This window comes from Paraburkholderia gardini (genome assembly GCF_907164575.1).
Classification (GTDB): Bacteria; Pseudomonadota; Gammaproteobacteria; order Burkholderiales; family Burkholderiaceae; genus Paraburkholderia; species Paraburkholderia gardini.
On sequence record NZ_CAJQYY010000024.1, the window covers coordinates 75194 to 89879 of the forward strand.

Below are 14686 nucleotides of genomic sequence, written 5' to 3' on the forward strand. Positions count from 1 at the left end.
TGAGCACTGGCGGTTGAGGTATCCATCGCGTCCATTACCGTCCGAGAATCAGGCTGACGTTACTGCCGCCAAAGGCGAACGAATTGCTCATCACGTACTGCGGGCCGGCCGGCCGCGACAGATAACGCTCGCTCTCCACGAGATCGAGCGCGGGCAATCCAGCGTCGGCCTCGCCGTCCCATACATGCTTTGGCAGCGCGACGTCATCGCGTGCGAGCGTGAGCCATGCGAAGCCGAGTTCGGTCGCGCCCGCCGCGCCGAGTTGATGACCCGTGAACGGCTTCGTGCCGCTCGTCGCCACGCCTTCCACGAAAACACGCGACATCAGATGCGCTTCCATCTCGTCGTTCTTGCGCGTGGCGGTGGCGTGCAGATTCACGTAGCCGATCGCCGACGGCGCCAGTCCCGCATCATCCAGCGCGGCGCGCAATGCCATCTCACCGCCGACACCCTGCGGGTCCGGCGCCGAAATATGATGCGCGTCGCTCGATTCACCCGCGCCCGCGAGCCGCACGGCACCCTCGTCGCGGCTCATCAGGAACAGTGCCGCACCTTCGCCGACGTTGATACCGTTACGGTTGCGGCTCATCGGATTGGTGCGCGTGTTGCTCGTCGATTCGAGCGAGGCGAAACCCTGCACGGTCAATTCGCACAGGGAATCCACACCGCCGACGATCACCGCATCGCAAAGCCGTAGTTGCAGCAGCCTTCGCGCCGAAACGAACGCCTTGGCGCTCGACGTACACGCGGTGGAAATCGTGAATGCCGGGCCGTGAATGCCCAGCACGGCCGCCGCGAACGGCGCGACAGTGCCGATTTCCATCTGCCGGTAGTTGAAGCTCGCGGGCAGCTCGCCCGCCTGCGCCTGATGGACGAACGCGGTTTCGGCGGCATCGATGCCGGATGTGCTCGTGCCCAGCACGACGCCGATACGGTCCGCGCCATACCGTTCGCGCGCCGCCTGAACCGCGGATTCGATCTGCTTCAACGCGGCGAGCAGCAGGCGGTTGTTGCGGCAGTCGTATCGCGCGAGCGACGCGGGCGGCGCAATGTCGAGCGGCGCGCACACGCGGCCGACGAACGCATCGCCGATGCCCATGTGCGCGACGCCCATTCCGGGCGCGCGGCACGCGGCCAGCGCCGGCACGATTGCGTCGAGATTTTCGCCGAGCGCGTTGATCATGCCGAGGGCATGTAAGTAAACTCGTGACACGCTCACGTAGCCCTCCTTTCATCCTGTGACGGCATGCCGGCCGGCGCAAGCAGCACCGAAACGGCAATCCCGAGCGCCAGCGTCGCGCCAAAACTTTTCAGCGCGGGCATCGCGCTCAATGCGAGCAGACCGAACGACAGCAACGTCGTCGATGCCGAAAGCAGCACGCCGGTCCACACCGCGCCGAGTTCGTGCGGCGCGCGTATGCACCCTTCGCGCAGAAATACAGCATAGTTTGCGCCGACGCCAAGTACGAGCATCAACGCAAGCCAGTTGAAGAGATTGAGCGGTATGCGCGCGTAGCCGAACACCGCAAGCGTCACGCCGACGGCGAGCAGAACCGGCAATGTCACCATGATGCCGCCGCGCGGCCGGTAGCGCACCATCAGCAACGCCATCACGAGCGCGAGCGCGCCCGCAAGCCAGATCCCGCTATCGACACGGTACTCGCCGAACAGCGACGACACGCTCGCCGCCTTGTCGACGAACACGACGCCCGGCAACGCGTGCGCGGTGGCGATCAATGCCGCCTGATTGTCAGGCGTGACGCCTTGCGGGATCACGACAGCGGCATAACCGTGCGATGCAGCATTCGCACCGGCATCGACCTGGCCGAGCCAGAGATGCCGGTACGGCTGCGACCACGGCGCGGCGAGCCATTGATCGACCGTCAGCACGGACTGTCCGGACTGCGCCCACGCCTTCAGCCACGCGTCGGCGACCGCGTCGCGAAAACCCGCATCGATCAGCATCGCGCGTAACGCGACGGGATCGTTGAATACGTGCTGCGCGAGCAGCGCGCGATCTTCCCGCTGACGCTTCGCGGAAGGCACGAACGAAGTCACCGATTGCCAGCCGTTCGTTTTCAGCTTGCCCGTCAGCGCGCCGAGCGCTTCCGCGCGCTGCAGCACCGTTTCGGGCGTCTCGCCTCGCACGACGAAGAACTGCGCGCTGTTGTCGACGCCAATCGCGTCACGCACTTTCTGCTCCTGCGCGACGAGCGCCGGATCGCGCTGGATCAGCAGATGAATATCGTCGTCGCTCGTGAGACGCAGCCAGCCCGGAATCGCGACGATCACGAGTAGCACCGCCACGCCCCATGCGCGGCGTCCGCCGATTGCGGCCTGCCATCGCCGAAGCAAGGTGGCGCCGCCGTTGAAGATCCGCTGCGGCGTGCGCTTCGGCGCATGCATCAGTAACGCGGGCAACAGCCACAGCACCGATGCGAACGCCGTGCAGATCCCGACGATCGCGAAACAGGCAATCTGCCTCAACGCGGGAAACGGCACCCAGGCGAGGATCGCGTAGCCGAGCAGGCTCGTCGCGAGCGCAACGCTCAGTGCAGGGCGGACTTCGCGCGCGCCGCGCCGCGGTTCCCAGTCGCGAGCGCCGCCGAGGTACACGACGAAGTACTGGATCGAATAGTCGACCGCTTCGCCGATCAGGCTCGCGCCGAACACGAGCGTCAGCAGATGCAGCTTGCCGAACACCAGCATCGTCACCGCGAGCGCGCAGACAACGCCGAGCGCCGTCGATACGAAACCCAGCAGCAACAGACGCGGCGAGCGGAACACCCACAGCATCAGTAACGCGATGCCGCAAATCGACGCCACGCCGATCAGATGCACCTCGCGCTCGGATGCGGCGCGCGCGGATTGCGCATAAAACACAGCACCGGTGCGGGCCAGCGTGACGTCGGGCCATGTCGTTTTCAGCGCGGCTTCACCGTGCGCGACGGTTTCCATCACCGCATGCTGGGTCTCCGATTCGTATGCCGAGCCGGGTAATGTGGCAACGATCAGCACGCTCGTCGCCGCGCCCCGGTGCGCGACCAGCAGGCCGTCCTCGATTGCCAGATTCGACGTGGCGAGCGGCAGGCCGGCCATCCAGTGCTGAAGCCAGCCGAATGGATCGTCGGCGACGGGGGTGGACAGGCCGCCCTGCATCGGGCTGTATAAACGTTGCGCAAGCGCGTCGTGCAGTGCGGCGGGACCGCCCGCAAGCGCGGCGCGATCGTCGGGCGCGAGCAGATTGAAGCGATACGGCAGATAAAGACGCGCGATCTGCGAAGTATCGAACGGCGGCAGTTCCGCGATCACGGAAGCGAACGCGCCGCTCTTCGAGAGCGTCGCACCCAGCGCTTTCGCGGCGGCCTTCGCATGCGTCGCATCGTTCGATGTGACGAGCAGCACCGTGCGGTCGCCCAGCGCGGCCGCGAGCGTATCGACGGCTTTTTCGGCGACGGGGTCCGCCTCGGTGGCGGGAAGCAGCGCGAGCAGATTGGTCTGCAACGGCGAGCCGACCGTGAACCGCCACACGCAATACAGCGACGCGACCACGGCGAGCAGCAGCCACGCGGCACGAATGCCCCATGTGTGCCGCGCGGCGCGTTGCTGCAGCACCTGCATTACTTCGCCCCCAGCAGCGCGAGATCGGCCGGATCGAGCGCGTCGATGGCGTTGCTGTTCGCGAACCCGATCTGCGTGACATCACCGTTGGCGAGCGTGATGCGCAGCGTCTTCAGATAATCTCCGCCTTCCATCTGCAATCCCTTGATGGACTGCGCGAGCTGCGGCTGGTTCGGGGTCAGCTGCATGCGCCATTGCGCGGTCGTGCCGTCCGCCTTCACGTCGAACTGCGAATAGAGCGCCGAGAGATCGCCGCCCAGCATCGCACGCATCATCTTCGAAACCTGCGCGACGCCACGCGCGCCCTGAGGCTGGCGATTCGCCGTGAAAGGCTTGCCGTTCGCGTCGACCTGCGCGACGCCCGCATCGGTGATGACGTATGTCGCCTTGTAGGGCGTATCGATCTGCCAGATCACGCCGCGCTCGCGGAAGAACACGAGCGAGCCCGTGCTCACGAGCGGCCGGTTCATCGCGGACAACGTCTGTGTCTGCGTGAACTGCGCGCGGATGCCTTTCGCCTGCGCGAGACGACCGGCGATCTGCTGGACCAGTTGCGTGTCGTTTGGCGATGCCGCCTGCTGCGTGCCCGCGGCGCGTGCGGGCAGCGACGACATCGGTAGCGTCAACGCGATCGCCGCCGCGAATACGTACGCGCGAAGTTTTAACGTGACCATGCACGCTCCAGCCGTTCGAACACGACGGGCGGCGAGACGAACTGCAGTTCCTGCGTCGCCGCGTCGACCGCCACCTGGATCGTATAGCCCTTCGTGAGTCGCGTGCCCGTCACGCTGTCGACGATCTCGTAACCGATCTTCAAGCGGTTTTCATATTCGAGCAGTTCGGTGCACACGTCGATGCGCTGACCGTACGTGGCCGGTCGCACGTATTTCAGATGCGCCTCGACAATCGGCCACAGATAACCCGAGGCACGCATCTCGGGATAGTCGTAGTCGAACGCGCGCAGCAGCGCCGCGCGACCGATCTCGAAGTACTTCAGATAATGGCCGTGCCAGCAGACGTCCATGGCGTCGACGTCATGAAACGGCACTTCGACCGTCGCGCTCGCCCTGAGCACCTTGCCGGTTCCGGTCATGCGATGTGCTCTCCGCGATAGCCGTCGATCAACGCGCACTCCACGATGCGCGCGGTCAACGCGCGCAGGTCGGGTTCGAGTGCGCGATCTTCGTCGACGAACGGCGACTGCGCGCTCACACGCCCAGCGAACGCGTGGAGTGGCGCGGGCACGGGCGTCGTTTCGTTCATGCGCAAACGCAGCCGCACCGCCTGAACCGTCGCGAGCGTATGCGCCGCCGCGACCTGCGCGGTCAGTTCGAGTATGCGCAGGCAGTCGCGTGCGGCGATCGTGCCCATGCTGACCTTGTCCTGATTGTGCGCTTCGGTCGAACGTGAAAAGACGCTCGCGGGCATCGTCAGCTTGAGCGCTTCGGCCGTCCACGCGGACGACGAAATCTGCACGGCCTTGAAGCCGTGATTGATCGGCGCGCGCGCAGGCGACGCGCCCGACAGGTTGCGCGGCAGACCATTGTTGAACTTGTCGTCGACGAGCAGCGCGAGCTGGCGGTCCATCAGGTCGGCGAGATTCGCGACGGCCACTTTCAGCGAATCCATCGCGAACGCGATGTGTCCGCCGTAGAAGTTGCCGCCGTGCAGCACACGCTCGCCGTCGGGATCGATCAGCGGGTTATCGTTGGCGCTGTTCAGTTCATTCTCGACGTCGCGCCGTACCCACGACAACGCATCGCGCGCGACGCCGATCACATGCGGCGCGCAGCGAATCGAATAGCGGTCCTGCAAACGATGCCCCGGCGTATCGGCGCGGCCCGCCAGATCCTCGCGGATCCACGCGGCGGCTTCCGCCTGACCGGCATGCGGCTTCGCTTCGAACAGCAGCGCGTCGAAATGCGCGGCACGTCCGTCGAGCGCGACCGTCGAGAGCGCGGTGAGACGCGCGGCAAGCCGTGTCAGATGATCGGCACGCGCGAATGCGAGACACGCGAGACCGGTCATCACGGCGGTGCCGTTCATCAACGCAAGGCCTTCCTTCGGCGCGAGCCTGAGCGGCATGTGGCCGAGTTGCGCCCACACGTCCGACGCGTCGCGCAACTGGCCTTCGAACAGCACGTCGCGCTCGCCGACCAGCGCGGCGGCAACATACGACAGCGGCGTCAGATCGCCGCTTGCGCCCACCGACCCTTCCGACGGAATGCGCGGCAGCACGCGATGGTTGATGAGATCGGCGAGACGGTCGAGCAGGACAGGTCGTACGCCCGAGAAACCATACGCGAGCGAGTTGAGGCGCGCGGCGATCACGGCAAGCGTCTGGGCGTCGTCGAGATGCACGCCCATGCCGCAGCCGTGGTAACGCGTGAGCTGCAATGGCAATGCTTCGACGAGGCCCATCGGTACGTCGACCACGCATGCGTCGCCATAGCCGGTGTTGACGCCGTACACCGTCGCGCCCGAGGCGAGATGCCTGCGCAGAAAATCCGCGCCGCGCTCGATGCGCGAGCGCCATGCCGGATCGTCGCTCAGCGCGACGGGCGCGCGACGCTCCGCGATCGCGACCACGTCTTCGATCGTCAGCCGGCGTCCGCCGATGACGATTGCCTTGTCGACGGCGGGTTGCGCATCGAGCCCGGCATCGTCGATCAGATCATGTTCGGCCATTCGCGCCTCCACCTGGGCGCGCCCAGAAATCGAAAAAGTTGAACCATTGAAACGGCGCCTTGCGACAGTAGTGTTCGAGGCGTGCGGCGTAGCGCTGCGCCCATGCAGCAAGATGCTGCGCGCGTTCGCGGCGCGGCAGGTCGATGCGCTCCGCGAACGGTTCGAAATAAAGCCGGTAGCCAGACTGCTCCCGGATACAGAAGAACAGGTACACCGGGCAACCCAACGCATGCGCGAGCACATAGGGCCCCTGCGCGAACGGCGCGGTCGCACCGAGAAACTGCGCCTCGGTCGTGCGTCCTGTTTCGTGCGCCGGCACGCGATCGCCGACGATCACGAGCAGCTCGCCGGCATCGACGCGCTCCTGCATCATCATCGCGGTTTCCGGACCGAAGTCGCTGACTTCGACCAGCCGCCGCGTGAAGTCGCTGTTCGACGAAGCAAGCACGCTGTTAAAGCGTCGCGCGTGTTCCGTATAGACAATCGCGGTCACCTTCGTGTGCGCGCCGCGCGCGGCGAGCGCACGCGTCATTTCCAGGTTGCCGAGATGCGCGCCGATCACGAGCGCGCCGCGGCCACTCGCGCTCAACGCCTCGAACGCTCGCGGATCGTCGAACCGCACGTCCTTCATGTCGACGCGCCCCGACCACGCAGCGAGCTTGTCGAGACCGGACTGCGCGAACGCCAGCATCTGCCGGTACGCGGAGAGCCAGCCTGGGCGCGGCGTTTTCGCGTCGGGTGATGACACCCGCGCGAGATGCGCGAAATAGTTATGCGACGCCACGCGCGCGGCACGGCCCGTCAACAGAAAGTACGCGACCACGGGATGCAGCCACAACGCGGTAAAGCGCATGCCGAAAAGCCGGCAACTTAGCGCGAGCAACGACATGCCTGGCTGGCTGCCGCGCTCAGCGATGCGCCACCAGTGCTGACCACGCTTTCCATCATTTGCGGCATCGGCATCGAGCGAGGGCACCGCGCGTCGCGTCATCACCTTGTGCGCGAGCAGCAACGGCAAACGCAGCAGCATGCCCGCGACGAGCCGCGTATGGCTTCGGCTGATGCGCACGTTGTCCCACAGCACGTCGAAGTGCGAGATGCCGTCGGTCGCGTACGTCACGCGCGTCGGAATCGCGCGAAACGCGATGCGACGCCAGTAGAGACGCACGAGAATCTCGATGTCGAAATCCATGCGCGTGGGCAGCGCGACGCTGTCGATCAGCGCGCAGGCGAGATCGAGCGGATACATGCGAAATCCGCACATCGAATCGCGAATCTCGAACGACAGCGTTTCGATCCACACCCACACATGCGTCAGATAGCGGCCATACAAACGCGACTTCGGCACGCTTTCGTCGTATACCGGCCGCCCGAGTATCACCGCGCCGGGCTCGGCGCGGGCCGCGTCGATGAAACGCGGCACGTCGGCGGCGTCATGCTGGCCGTCGGCGTCGATCTGTAACCCGTGCGTGTAACCTGCCGCGCGGGCGGCGCGCAGGCCGGCCATCACGGCCGCGCCCTTGCCACCGTTCACCGGCAGACGCAACAGCGTCACCTGTCCCGCGTATTGCGCTGCCAGCGCGGCGAGCACGTGCTGCGTGGCTTCATCGCTGCCATCGTCGACGACGAAAAGCGGCAGGCCGTGCACCGCCAGATGCGCGACGGTCGAACCAATCGCGTCCTTGTGGTTGTAGATCGGAATCACGATGCAGGGCGCGAAGTTCATACGCGCTCCCGGTACACGATCACGCCCGACGCGCATTCGCGCTCGCCAAGCCGGTAGGCGAACTGCACGCGACGGCGCGTCGCATCGTGCGAGAGCTTCAGGCTCAACGTCGCGCCGGGCGGCACGGGGGCCATGAACTTCAGCCGGTCGACCGAAGCAATGGCGCGTGCATCAGGAACATGTTCCGCTGCAAGACGAATCGCCCAGTCGACCTGCACGACGCCCGGCAGAATCGGCAAGCCAGGAAAATGACCCGCGAAATGCGCCAGTTCCGGCGGCACGCGCAGGTCGTAATGCACTTCGTCGCCGGTGCGCGCTTCGGCGAGCACCTCGACGCCTTCGCTGCGCGCCTCGAACGCGGCGGCCACGGCGGCGGCCGGCAGCTTGCCGCGCGCATCGAACGGCAACGTGCTGCGAAAACGCCAGTGCCGCGGCAACACGACGACGTCGAACCAGGCCGCGAGATGACGTCGCAAGATTTTCGTCAGCGCGAGCCGGCCTTCGCCGCGCAGCGCGGTGCTGCCTGCATCGGTGAGTGCGATGAGCGCACCGACACGTTCGCGCGACGCGCCCGCGAGCGGCACGACCGCCGCCTGTGCGACGTACGGGTGCAGCGCAAGCCGCACTTCGAGCTCGGGCAGCGAAAGCCGCTTGCCTTCGAGCTTGATCACGCGATCGAGCCGGCCTCGCAGACGGAACCGGCCATCGTCGTCGAACGTGATGGCGTCGTCGGTGCGGTGCCAGCCGTCGTGATCGAGATGCGGCGAGCGCACGTTGAGCGCGCCGTCTTCATCGCGACGCACTTCGATACCGGCCACCGGCTGCCACGCCTCCGATTCGCTCTGCTGCCGCCAGGCGATACCGCCCGTCTCGGTGCTGCCGTAGATTTCGACGGGCGCCGCACCGAACGCGGCGGCGTATTCGCGCGCGGTATCCCGTGCGAGCGGACCGCCCGACGAAAAGACCACACGCGGCACAGGCGCGAGCGTGGCAAAACCCGCGAGCGCGGGCCAGCGCGACAGTTGCGCCGGCGTCGACACCAGCACGGCGTTTGCGCCACATCGATCGATGCGCTCCTGCAACTGCATCGGATCGATGCAGACTAAACGGTCGAACGCGCGACCGGCGGCAAGCGGCCACAGGACGCGAAACAGCAACCCGTAAATGTGATGATGCGGAACGCTCGCCAGCACCGTCGCATCGCCGACGGTTGCGCCCCACTGCGTTTCGAGCGTGTGCACTTCGGCGTCGAACTGCGCGAGCGTCTTGTGGATCGGCTTCGGCCGGCCGCTGCTGCCCGATGTGTAGAGCATGAGCGGCGCGACGGGATCGATGGTCGCGATCCGCATGCCTGGCTTTTGCGGCGCATCGGCGAAGAGCGCGTGCAGGCTGGCGTCGGTCAGCACGGCATCGAACGCGTCCGAAAGATCGGCGAGGTAGCCTGGCGTCGCGTTCGCGGGAATCACGGGCTCCTTGCCGGCGGCAAAGAGCGCGAACAGCGCACACGCGAAATCGTAAGCGTCGTCGACGCACAGCGCGTAGCGCGTCGACGGTTGCGCGTGCAACGTATCCGCGAGGCTCAGGACTCGCGCGCGAAACGTGGCGAAACCGGTCACCGTGTCGCCGTTGCGGCACACGGGGGTCGCGTCGGTTCGCACCGGTAGCAGCAGATCGTGCAGCGCGATCAATGTGCTCATGCCGCCCCCGAGCGCGCCGCGCGCGGCAGCACCACGAGATAGCGCCAGACGATTTCACCGATCAGCAGCACGCCGACCAGGACGTACGCGATCGCGCCGTTATAGAGCGACCACGCCTCGCGCGTCCAGAAGAACGCCGTATACGCGGAGAACGTGCCGTTCAGCGCGAAGAATCCGCACCAGATCTGGGTGACGCGGCGCGTGTGCAGCACGGCCGGCGCACTGAGATCGGGCGTTCTGATGCGCGCGAATTTCTCGATCATCGTCGGCCCGCGCACGAGCGTCGCGCCAAACGCGATCAGCAGGCCAAGGTTGACGAGCGACGGGTAAATACGCAGCAGCATCTCGCTGTTGGTCGCGACGATGGCGGCCGAAGCGCAGCTCAACAGGCCCGCGACGCACCAGTCGACGGCCGTCAGCCTGCGCAGCGACGACGCCACGCTGCCGGTCCCCGCCCAGCGCTGCAACCACAGGATGGCGAACAGCATGAGCCCGACGTAGCGCGGCGTGTCCCACTTCCAGGCGCACAGGATCAACGCGGGATACGCCAGCTTCAACAACACCTGCACGATCGCGCCCAGCACCCGACGCACCCCGCCTGCCGTAGCGTCCGGTGCGTCTGACGGAGCAGACTGCATCAGCCCTGCGCCGCCAGCAGCGATTCGACCGCGCCGATCACGTCGCCGACCGTGCGCACCGACTTGAACTCCTCGGGCTTGATGCGTCGGCCCGTCATCTCCTGCAGCTTGATCGCGAGATCGACTGCATCGATGCTGTCCAGATCGAGATCTTCGAACAGATTCGCCCCGGGCGTCACGCGCTCGGGCTCGATCGCGAAGTTCTCCTTGAAGATGGCGCGGATGCGCTCAAGAATGTCTGCCTCGTTCACGATTTACTCCCCTTTTCCTGCGGTTTCGTTCGCTGCGTGCACCGGCTCGCGCTGGCTGGCGACAAACGCCGCCAGCGTGTTGATCGAGCGGAAATGCTCGCGCGTGCGTTCGTCGTTCGCAGCGATGGTCAGTTGGTATTGTTTTCGCAGCACGATGCCGATCTCGAGCGCGTCGATCGAATCGAGACCGATGCCATCGGTATCGAAGAGCGGCGCATCGTCGTCGATGTCGGCAGGTGTCAGGTCCTCCAGATCCAAAGCGGCGATCAGGAGCTGCTTAATTTCCAGTTTTAAAGAATCCATAGTCGAACAGATGCTGGGTAATGTGGGCCTCGATGGCGCTGGTCACGGAACGCGCGGCAAGTGCCGGCGAAGTCTCGTGGGCTGAAAGCTGTTCGACGCCAACCGGCTCGAGCACGCTCACGCGCATGCAAAATGCGCGCGCCGGCACGTCGTACCAGCGCATCTCTTTCGTGAAAACGGGCGGATCGCAATTCATCAGCACGGGCAGGATCGGCGTGCCCGCCTTGATCGCCATGTGCGCGAACCCGCGTGAAAACGCGTGCAGACGGTTCTGCGCGGGGCTGCGCGTGCCCTCCGGAAAGACGATCATCGTATAGCCGGCTTCGAGTTGCCGCGAGCCTGCCTCGACGAGCTCGACCGGGTCCGCGTTGCTCACGTATTCGGCCGCCCGCACGATGCCGTAAAAGCACGGGTTGCGCCAATGCGCGTTCTTCACGACGCAGCACGCGTGCGGCGTGAGCGAGAGCAGCACCATCACGTCGAGCCACGTCGGATGATTCGCCACGACGACCGCCGGACGGCGGGTGCGCAGTGCGTCGCCGCCCTCGACTTCGAGCTTCATCACGCCGGCGAACTGCAGCACGGCCACGAGCGCGCGGAAAAATCCGTGAATGACCGTGGTCACCGCACGTTGCCGTGACGCCCGGTGCGGCCATAGCCACGCGAGCGGAAACACGATCACGGAAAACAGGAAACCGCATATCCCGAACACCGCCATCGCGAGGCCGGTTGCGGTCAGCCGCCACACGAACTCAAGCCGCGCCATGATGCCAGCTCCATTGCCAGATTGCGCCTGCGCCCTGCCATACCGCGTTCGCGTGCGTGTCGAGGCAGTGATGCACGGCCTGACTCTGTGTCGGGAATACGGCGAACGACGCATCGCCGGCGTCCGGCGCGCGGGCAATCGTACACGTCAGCTGGCCTGCGGTTGCGGCCGCGTCGAGCAGGATGGCAAGTGCGCCGCCCTGCACTTCGTCTTCGATCGTGCCGTACGCGGGATCGGCGGGTTCATCGGCGTAGACGAGCAGCACGGGCGTGGCGGGATCGCTCGCGTATTGCGCATGCGCTTCCAGCAATGCGTAGCCAAGGGTCTCGGCGCCCGCCGAAATCGCGCTCGCCGGCGAACGGTCGCCGCGGGCGATGCCGAACACGCCCGTCATCGCGTTGAGAACCGAAAGACTGAACGCGGTCGGCGATACGGGTTCGCCCGCGCTGATGGCGCGCAGGATGTCGGTGGTGCGGCGCAGTTCGCCATGTCGCGATGCAAATACCGTGCGCACGGCGGCGACGTCATCGCCCACGCAGTCGTGCGCCACCTTCAGCGCGGCGCGCGACAGTGTGCTCAGTCGCCGCCGTACGATCGGCTCGATGAAGCCGATATCGGGGGCGGTGGCTGCGGCGGCAGGCCAGGAAGACCAGCGAGCAACCGGAATAGTCCAGTGCAGATCGGGCATATCGGTGTTCGCGCGATTGAAAGCGGCTAAGGCTGCTGGCGCCCCATCTGGCGCGCCGGCCGGAAGGCGACACACGGGCGCCGCCCAGCCCGGGGGCAGACGCCGCAAGGGTCAATCCAGTCTCGTTATTTATATGTGTTCAGGTGAATTAACGGCCGATGCCCCGGATTATTTAGGGGCGGACTCACCGGACATGATGTTAGTTAGACTCGGATTCCCCGGCGGTCGCCGGCATCATACTGAATATTGTGGATTAAATCAGCCACGAAAGACGTATCTATCTGTATCCGTCTTAACGCCGCCACGGAAACGTAAATGTAGTCTTGGACGGCCTCAAACCCTTTCGCATGCTGACGAAATGTGGTGAACCGCTCTCGCATTTTCATATCGCCCTTTTTACTTTCGGAAAGAAATGTTTGCGCCATCCGCCGGCATCTGGACGGTTTGCACGCGTCGCATCTGCGACATCAGGTTGAAAGGGACTGCGGACGGGGCCCAGGCGCGCCAGGCGGGGCGCAGCGACCCGAAAACCGCGTGTTATAATCCGCCCCTCATTGGGGAGTAGCCGCCCTGCTGCATGTCCGCGCAGTCTTTCAGTCATGAAGACCGCGCCGCGCACGTGTCACGCGGGGGCGCCTGTCAACAGACCTGGCCTGTACGGCCATGGCAGACGCAGCCTTGAGGCCTGGCGAGACCGATGATCCACAGCTGCCGCTACAGGGTCCGGCTGGTTGTGGGTCGTCGCTCGTTCATCACGGCCCGGGAAAACCATCACAACGTGGATCAAGCCTTTCTCATCTCGACCGGCGCCGTCGCGCTGGCCGAAATCGGCGACAAGACGCAGCTGCTTTCGCTCGTCCTCGCTGCCCGCTATCGCAAACCGTTGCCGATCATTCTCGGCGTCCTCGTCGCGACGCTCGTCAATCACGCGGGCGCCGGCGCGCTCGGCGCATGGCTTGGCACGCTCGTCACGCCGACGATCATGCGCTGGGCGCTGGCGGTGTCGTTCATCGGCATGGGGCTGTGGATCCTGGTGCCCGACAAGCTCGACGAAGACGAAGCCAACGCGAACCGCACGCGCCTCGGCGTGTTCGGGGCAACCGTCGTCGCGTTCTTTCTCGCGGAAATGGGCGACAAGACGCAGATCGCCACCGTCGCGCTCGCCGCGCGTTTCCATGATTTCTTCGGCGTGGTGGCCGGCACGACGCTCGGGATGATGATCGCGAACGTGCCGGCCATCCTGCTCGGCGACCGCTTCGCCCACCGGCTGCCGACGAAGGTGGTCCACGGTATCGCCGCGGTCATGTTCGTGGTGCTGGGTACGATGGCGCTCTTCGGCGTGGGGCTCTGAGGCGCGTTCCGCGTGATGCATCAGTAAAAAGCCGGCTCCGCGTATGACGCGGGAGCCGGCTTTTTTCGCCGCGATGCCGCCGGTGCGGAACGCGTAAAACCTGCGAAGCCTCGGCTACTGGACGGTTTTGGCCGCGGAGGCCGGCGCCGGAGGCGCTCCCACAGCCGCTTCGTTCGACGGCGCGCCGCCGCTGCCATCGAGCGGAATGCGTACCGTGCGCACGACGCCGTTACCCAGCGGGAAATCCGCGAGCGCGCTGCGTGCGAGATACGGCATCGCGCGCACCAGCGACGGCTCGTCGCCCGAGTTGCGGGCCGTCACGTTGTACACCTCCTTGCCGGACGCGCGATCGGTGATGCGGATGCTGAGCAGATGGGTATAGACCGGATAGCTCTGGCCCACGTAGCCGGCCGGAAACGGCCCGAACGGTCCCCACGGGTCCACCATCGGGCGGCCCCAGTAGTAAGGCGCCGGCCACGGGTTGTAGTAATAGACCGGCTGCGAAACCGTCACCATATCGCTGCGGGTGCCGTAGCCGAGTCCAACCAGATAGTGCGCGTCCCGACTGTTCACGCGACGGAACGCCTGGTTCGTGAGTTCGTTGCCGACGAGCGCCTCGTAGGTGGACAGTTCGAGGTTGTTCTGCTGGTCGCTGGCGCGGGTGAATGCATAGGTTCGCGTCGCGTCGCTCCCGCTCCAGTCGGAGAAGGCGGTGACCTGCGTCGTCACCCAGGTGGTGCAGCCGGACAGGGTGACAGCCATGGCGCCCAGCAGCATGGTGACACGGCGGGTCCAACGGTCGAACTTCATGGTCTTCCTCATTTTCAGCGTCTTCGGCATCTTTCGGTGTCTGGCAGGCGCGCTGCGCCATTGCATCGTGGCCCGATATTACGCTGACCCGCATCGTCGGTAAAAAGTTCGAGGGGCACAATCTGGAATGGCTTTGTACAATGGTCC

The 14686-nt window shown here is 65.6% G+C and carries 14 protein-coding genes and 1 riboswitch; of the genes, 1 reads left to right on the forward strand and 13 read right to left on the reverse strand.

The features are described from left to right. Positions 1 to 34: 34 nt before the first annotated feature. The 12 genes from LPA34_RS19580 to LPA34_RS19635 are packed head-to-tail and all read right to left on the reverse strand — an operon-like array spanning position 35 to position 12378. A complete protein-coding gene (locus LPA34_RS19580; RefSeq protein ID WP_267478874.1) occupies positions 35 to 1219 on the reverse strand; it encodes a beta-ketoacyl-[acyl-carrier-protein] synthase family protein in 1185 nt (394 codons plus the stop codon). Next, on the reverse strand, positions 1216 to 3621 hold the full coding sequence (locus LPA34_RS19585; protein WP_228981285.1) for an MMPL family transporter: 2406 nt from the start codon (positions 3619 to 3621) through the stop codon (positions 1216 to 1218). Before LPA34_RS19585 ends, LPA34_RS19580 begins: the two co-directional genes overlap by 4 nt. Then, positions 3621 to 4295 carry a LolA family protein gene (locus tag LPA34_RS19590; RefSeq protein ID WP_228981288.1) on the reverse strand — a complete coding sequence of 225 codons (675 nt, stop codon included), beginning with the start codon at positions 4293 to 4295 and terminating at the stop codon, positions 3621 to 3623. The genes LPA34_RS19585 and LPA34_RS19590 overlap by 1 nt, the downstream gene beginning before the upstream one ends. Next, entirely contained in the window at positions 4283 to 4714 is a 432-nt protein-coding gene (locus LPA34_RS19595; protein WP_228981292.1) for an acyl-CoA thioesterase, read from the reverse strand. Before LPA34_RS19595 ends, LPA34_RS19590 begins: the two co-directional genes overlap by 13 nt. Further along, positions 4711 to 6309 carry an HAL/PAL/TAL family ammonia-lyase gene (locus LPA34_RS19600; RefSeq protein WP_228981294.1) on the reverse strand — a complete coding sequence of 533 codons (1599 nt, stop codon included), beginning with the start codon at positions 6307 to 6309 and terminating at the stop codon, positions 4711 to 4713. Before LPA34_RS19600 ends, LPA34_RS19595 begins: the two co-directional genes overlap by 4 nt. Further along, positions 6296 to 8035, reverse strand: coding sequence for a glycosyltransferase family 2 protein (locus LPA34_RS19605; RefSeq protein WP_228981295.1), 1740 nt, complete (start codon positions 8033 to 8035; stop codon positions 6296 to 6298). The genes LPA34_RS19600 and LPA34_RS19605 overlap by 14 nt, the downstream gene beginning before the upstream one ends. Then, positions 8032 to 9723 (reverse strand): AMP-binding protein, encoded by a 1692-nt coding sequence (locus LPA34_RS19610; protein ID WP_228981326.1) that lies wholly within the window; start codon positions 9721 to 9723, stop codon positions 8032 to 8034. The genes LPA34_RS19605 and LPA34_RS19610 overlap by 4 nt, the downstream gene beginning before the upstream one ends. A gap of 5 nt (positions 9724 to 9728) precedes the next feature. Continuing rightward, positions 9729 to 10370: a COG4648 family protein gene (locus LPA34_RS19615; RefSeq protein WP_228981296.1), complete on the reverse strand. Its 642-nt coding sequence runs from the start codon at positions 10368 to 10370 to the stop codon at positions 9729 to 9731. Then, a complete protein-coding gene (locus LPA34_RS19620) occupies positions 10370 to 10621 on the reverse strand; it encodes an acyl carrier protein (protein ID WP_228981297.1) in 252 nt (83 codons plus the stop codon). The genes LPA34_RS19615 and LPA34_RS19620 overlap by 1 nt, the downstream gene beginning before the upstream one ends. Positions 10622 to 10624: 3 nt before the next feature. Beyond that, complete coding sequence (locus tag LPA34_RS19625; protein ID WP_228981298.1) at positions 10625 to 10924, reverse strand: phosphopantetheine-binding protein; 300 nt, start codon at positions 10922 to 10924, stop codon at positions 10625 to 10627. Then, positions 10899 to 11693 carry a lysophospholipid acyltransferase family protein gene (locus LPA34_RS19630; protein WP_228981327.1) on the reverse strand — a complete coding sequence of 265 codons (795 nt, stop codon included), beginning with the start codon at positions 11691 to 11693 and terminating at the stop codon, positions 10899 to 10901. The genes LPA34_RS19625 and LPA34_RS19630 overlap by 26 nt, the downstream gene beginning before the upstream one ends. Further along, positions 11677 to 12378 carry a beta-ketoacyl synthase chain length factor gene (locus tag LPA34_RS19635; protein WP_228981299.1) on the reverse strand — a complete coding sequence of 234 codons (702 nt, stop codon included), beginning with the start codon at positions 12376 to 12378 and terminating at the stop codon, positions 11677 to 11679. The genes LPA34_RS19630 and LPA34_RS19635 overlap by 17 nt, the downstream gene beginning before the upstream one ends. 544 nt (positions 12379 to 12922) lie before the next feature. Beyond that, positions 12923 to 13138, forward strand: a riboswitch (yybP-ykoY riboswitch). An 18-nt stretch (positions 13139 to 13156) separates the two neighbouring features. Here LPA34_RS19635 and LPA34_RS19640 point away from each other — a divergent pair. Continuing rightward, positions 13157 to 13729, forward strand: a complete 573-nt coding sequence (locus LPA34_RS19640; protein WP_228981301.1) for a TMEM165/GDT1 family protein — start codon at positions 13157 to 13159, stop codon at positions 13727 to 13729. Positions 13730 to 13843: 114 nt separating this feature from the next. Here the strand turns inward: LPA34_RS19640 and LPA34_RS19645 are convergent, their stop codons facing one another. Next, positions 13844 to 14539: a DUF4136 domain-containing protein gene (locus tag LPA34_RS19645; RefSeq protein WP_228981302.1), complete on the reverse strand. Its 696-nt coding sequence runs from the start codon at positions 14537 to 14539 to the stop codon at positions 13844 to 13846. Between the last annotated feature and the right edge of the window lie 147 nt (positions 14540 to 14686).

Coding starts and splice junctions, on each gene's coding strand:
- LPA34_RS19585 (WP_228981285.1), bottom strand. CDS start 3,621: ATGCAGGTGCTGCAGCAACGCGCCGCGCGGCACACATGGGGCATTCGT.
- LPA34_RS19590 (WP_228981288.1), bottom strand. CDS start 4,295: ATGGTCACGTTAAAACTTCGCGCGTACGTATTCGCGGCGGCGATCGCG.
- LPA34_RS19595 (WP_228981292.1), bottom strand. CDS start 4,714: ATGACCGGAACCGGCAAGGTGCTCAGGGCGAGCGCGACGGTCGAAGTG.
- LPA34_RS19600 (WP_228981294.1), bottom strand. CDS start 6,309: ATGGCCGAACATGATCTGATCGACGATGCCGGGCTCGATGCGCAACCC.
- LPA34_RS19605 (WP_228981295.1), bottom strand. CDS start 8,035: ATGAACTTCGCGCCCTGCATCGTGATTCCGATCTACAACCACAAGGAC.
- LPA34_RS19615 (WP_228981296.1), bottom strand. CDS start 10,370: ATGCAGTCTGCTCCGTCAGACGCACCGGACGCTACGGCAGGCGGGGTG.
- LPA34_RS19625 (WP_228981298.1), bottom strand. CDS start 10,924: ATGGATTCTTTAAAACTGGAAATTAAGCAGCTCCTGATCGCCGCTTTG.
- LPA34_RS19635 (WP_228981299.1), bottom strand. CDS start 12,378: ATGCCCGATCTGCACTGGACTATTCCGGTTGCTCGCTGGTCTTCCTGG.
- LPA34_RS19645 (WP_228981302.1), bottom strand. CDS start 14,539: ATGAAGTTCGACCGTTGGACCCGCCGTGTCACCATGCTGCTGGGCGCC.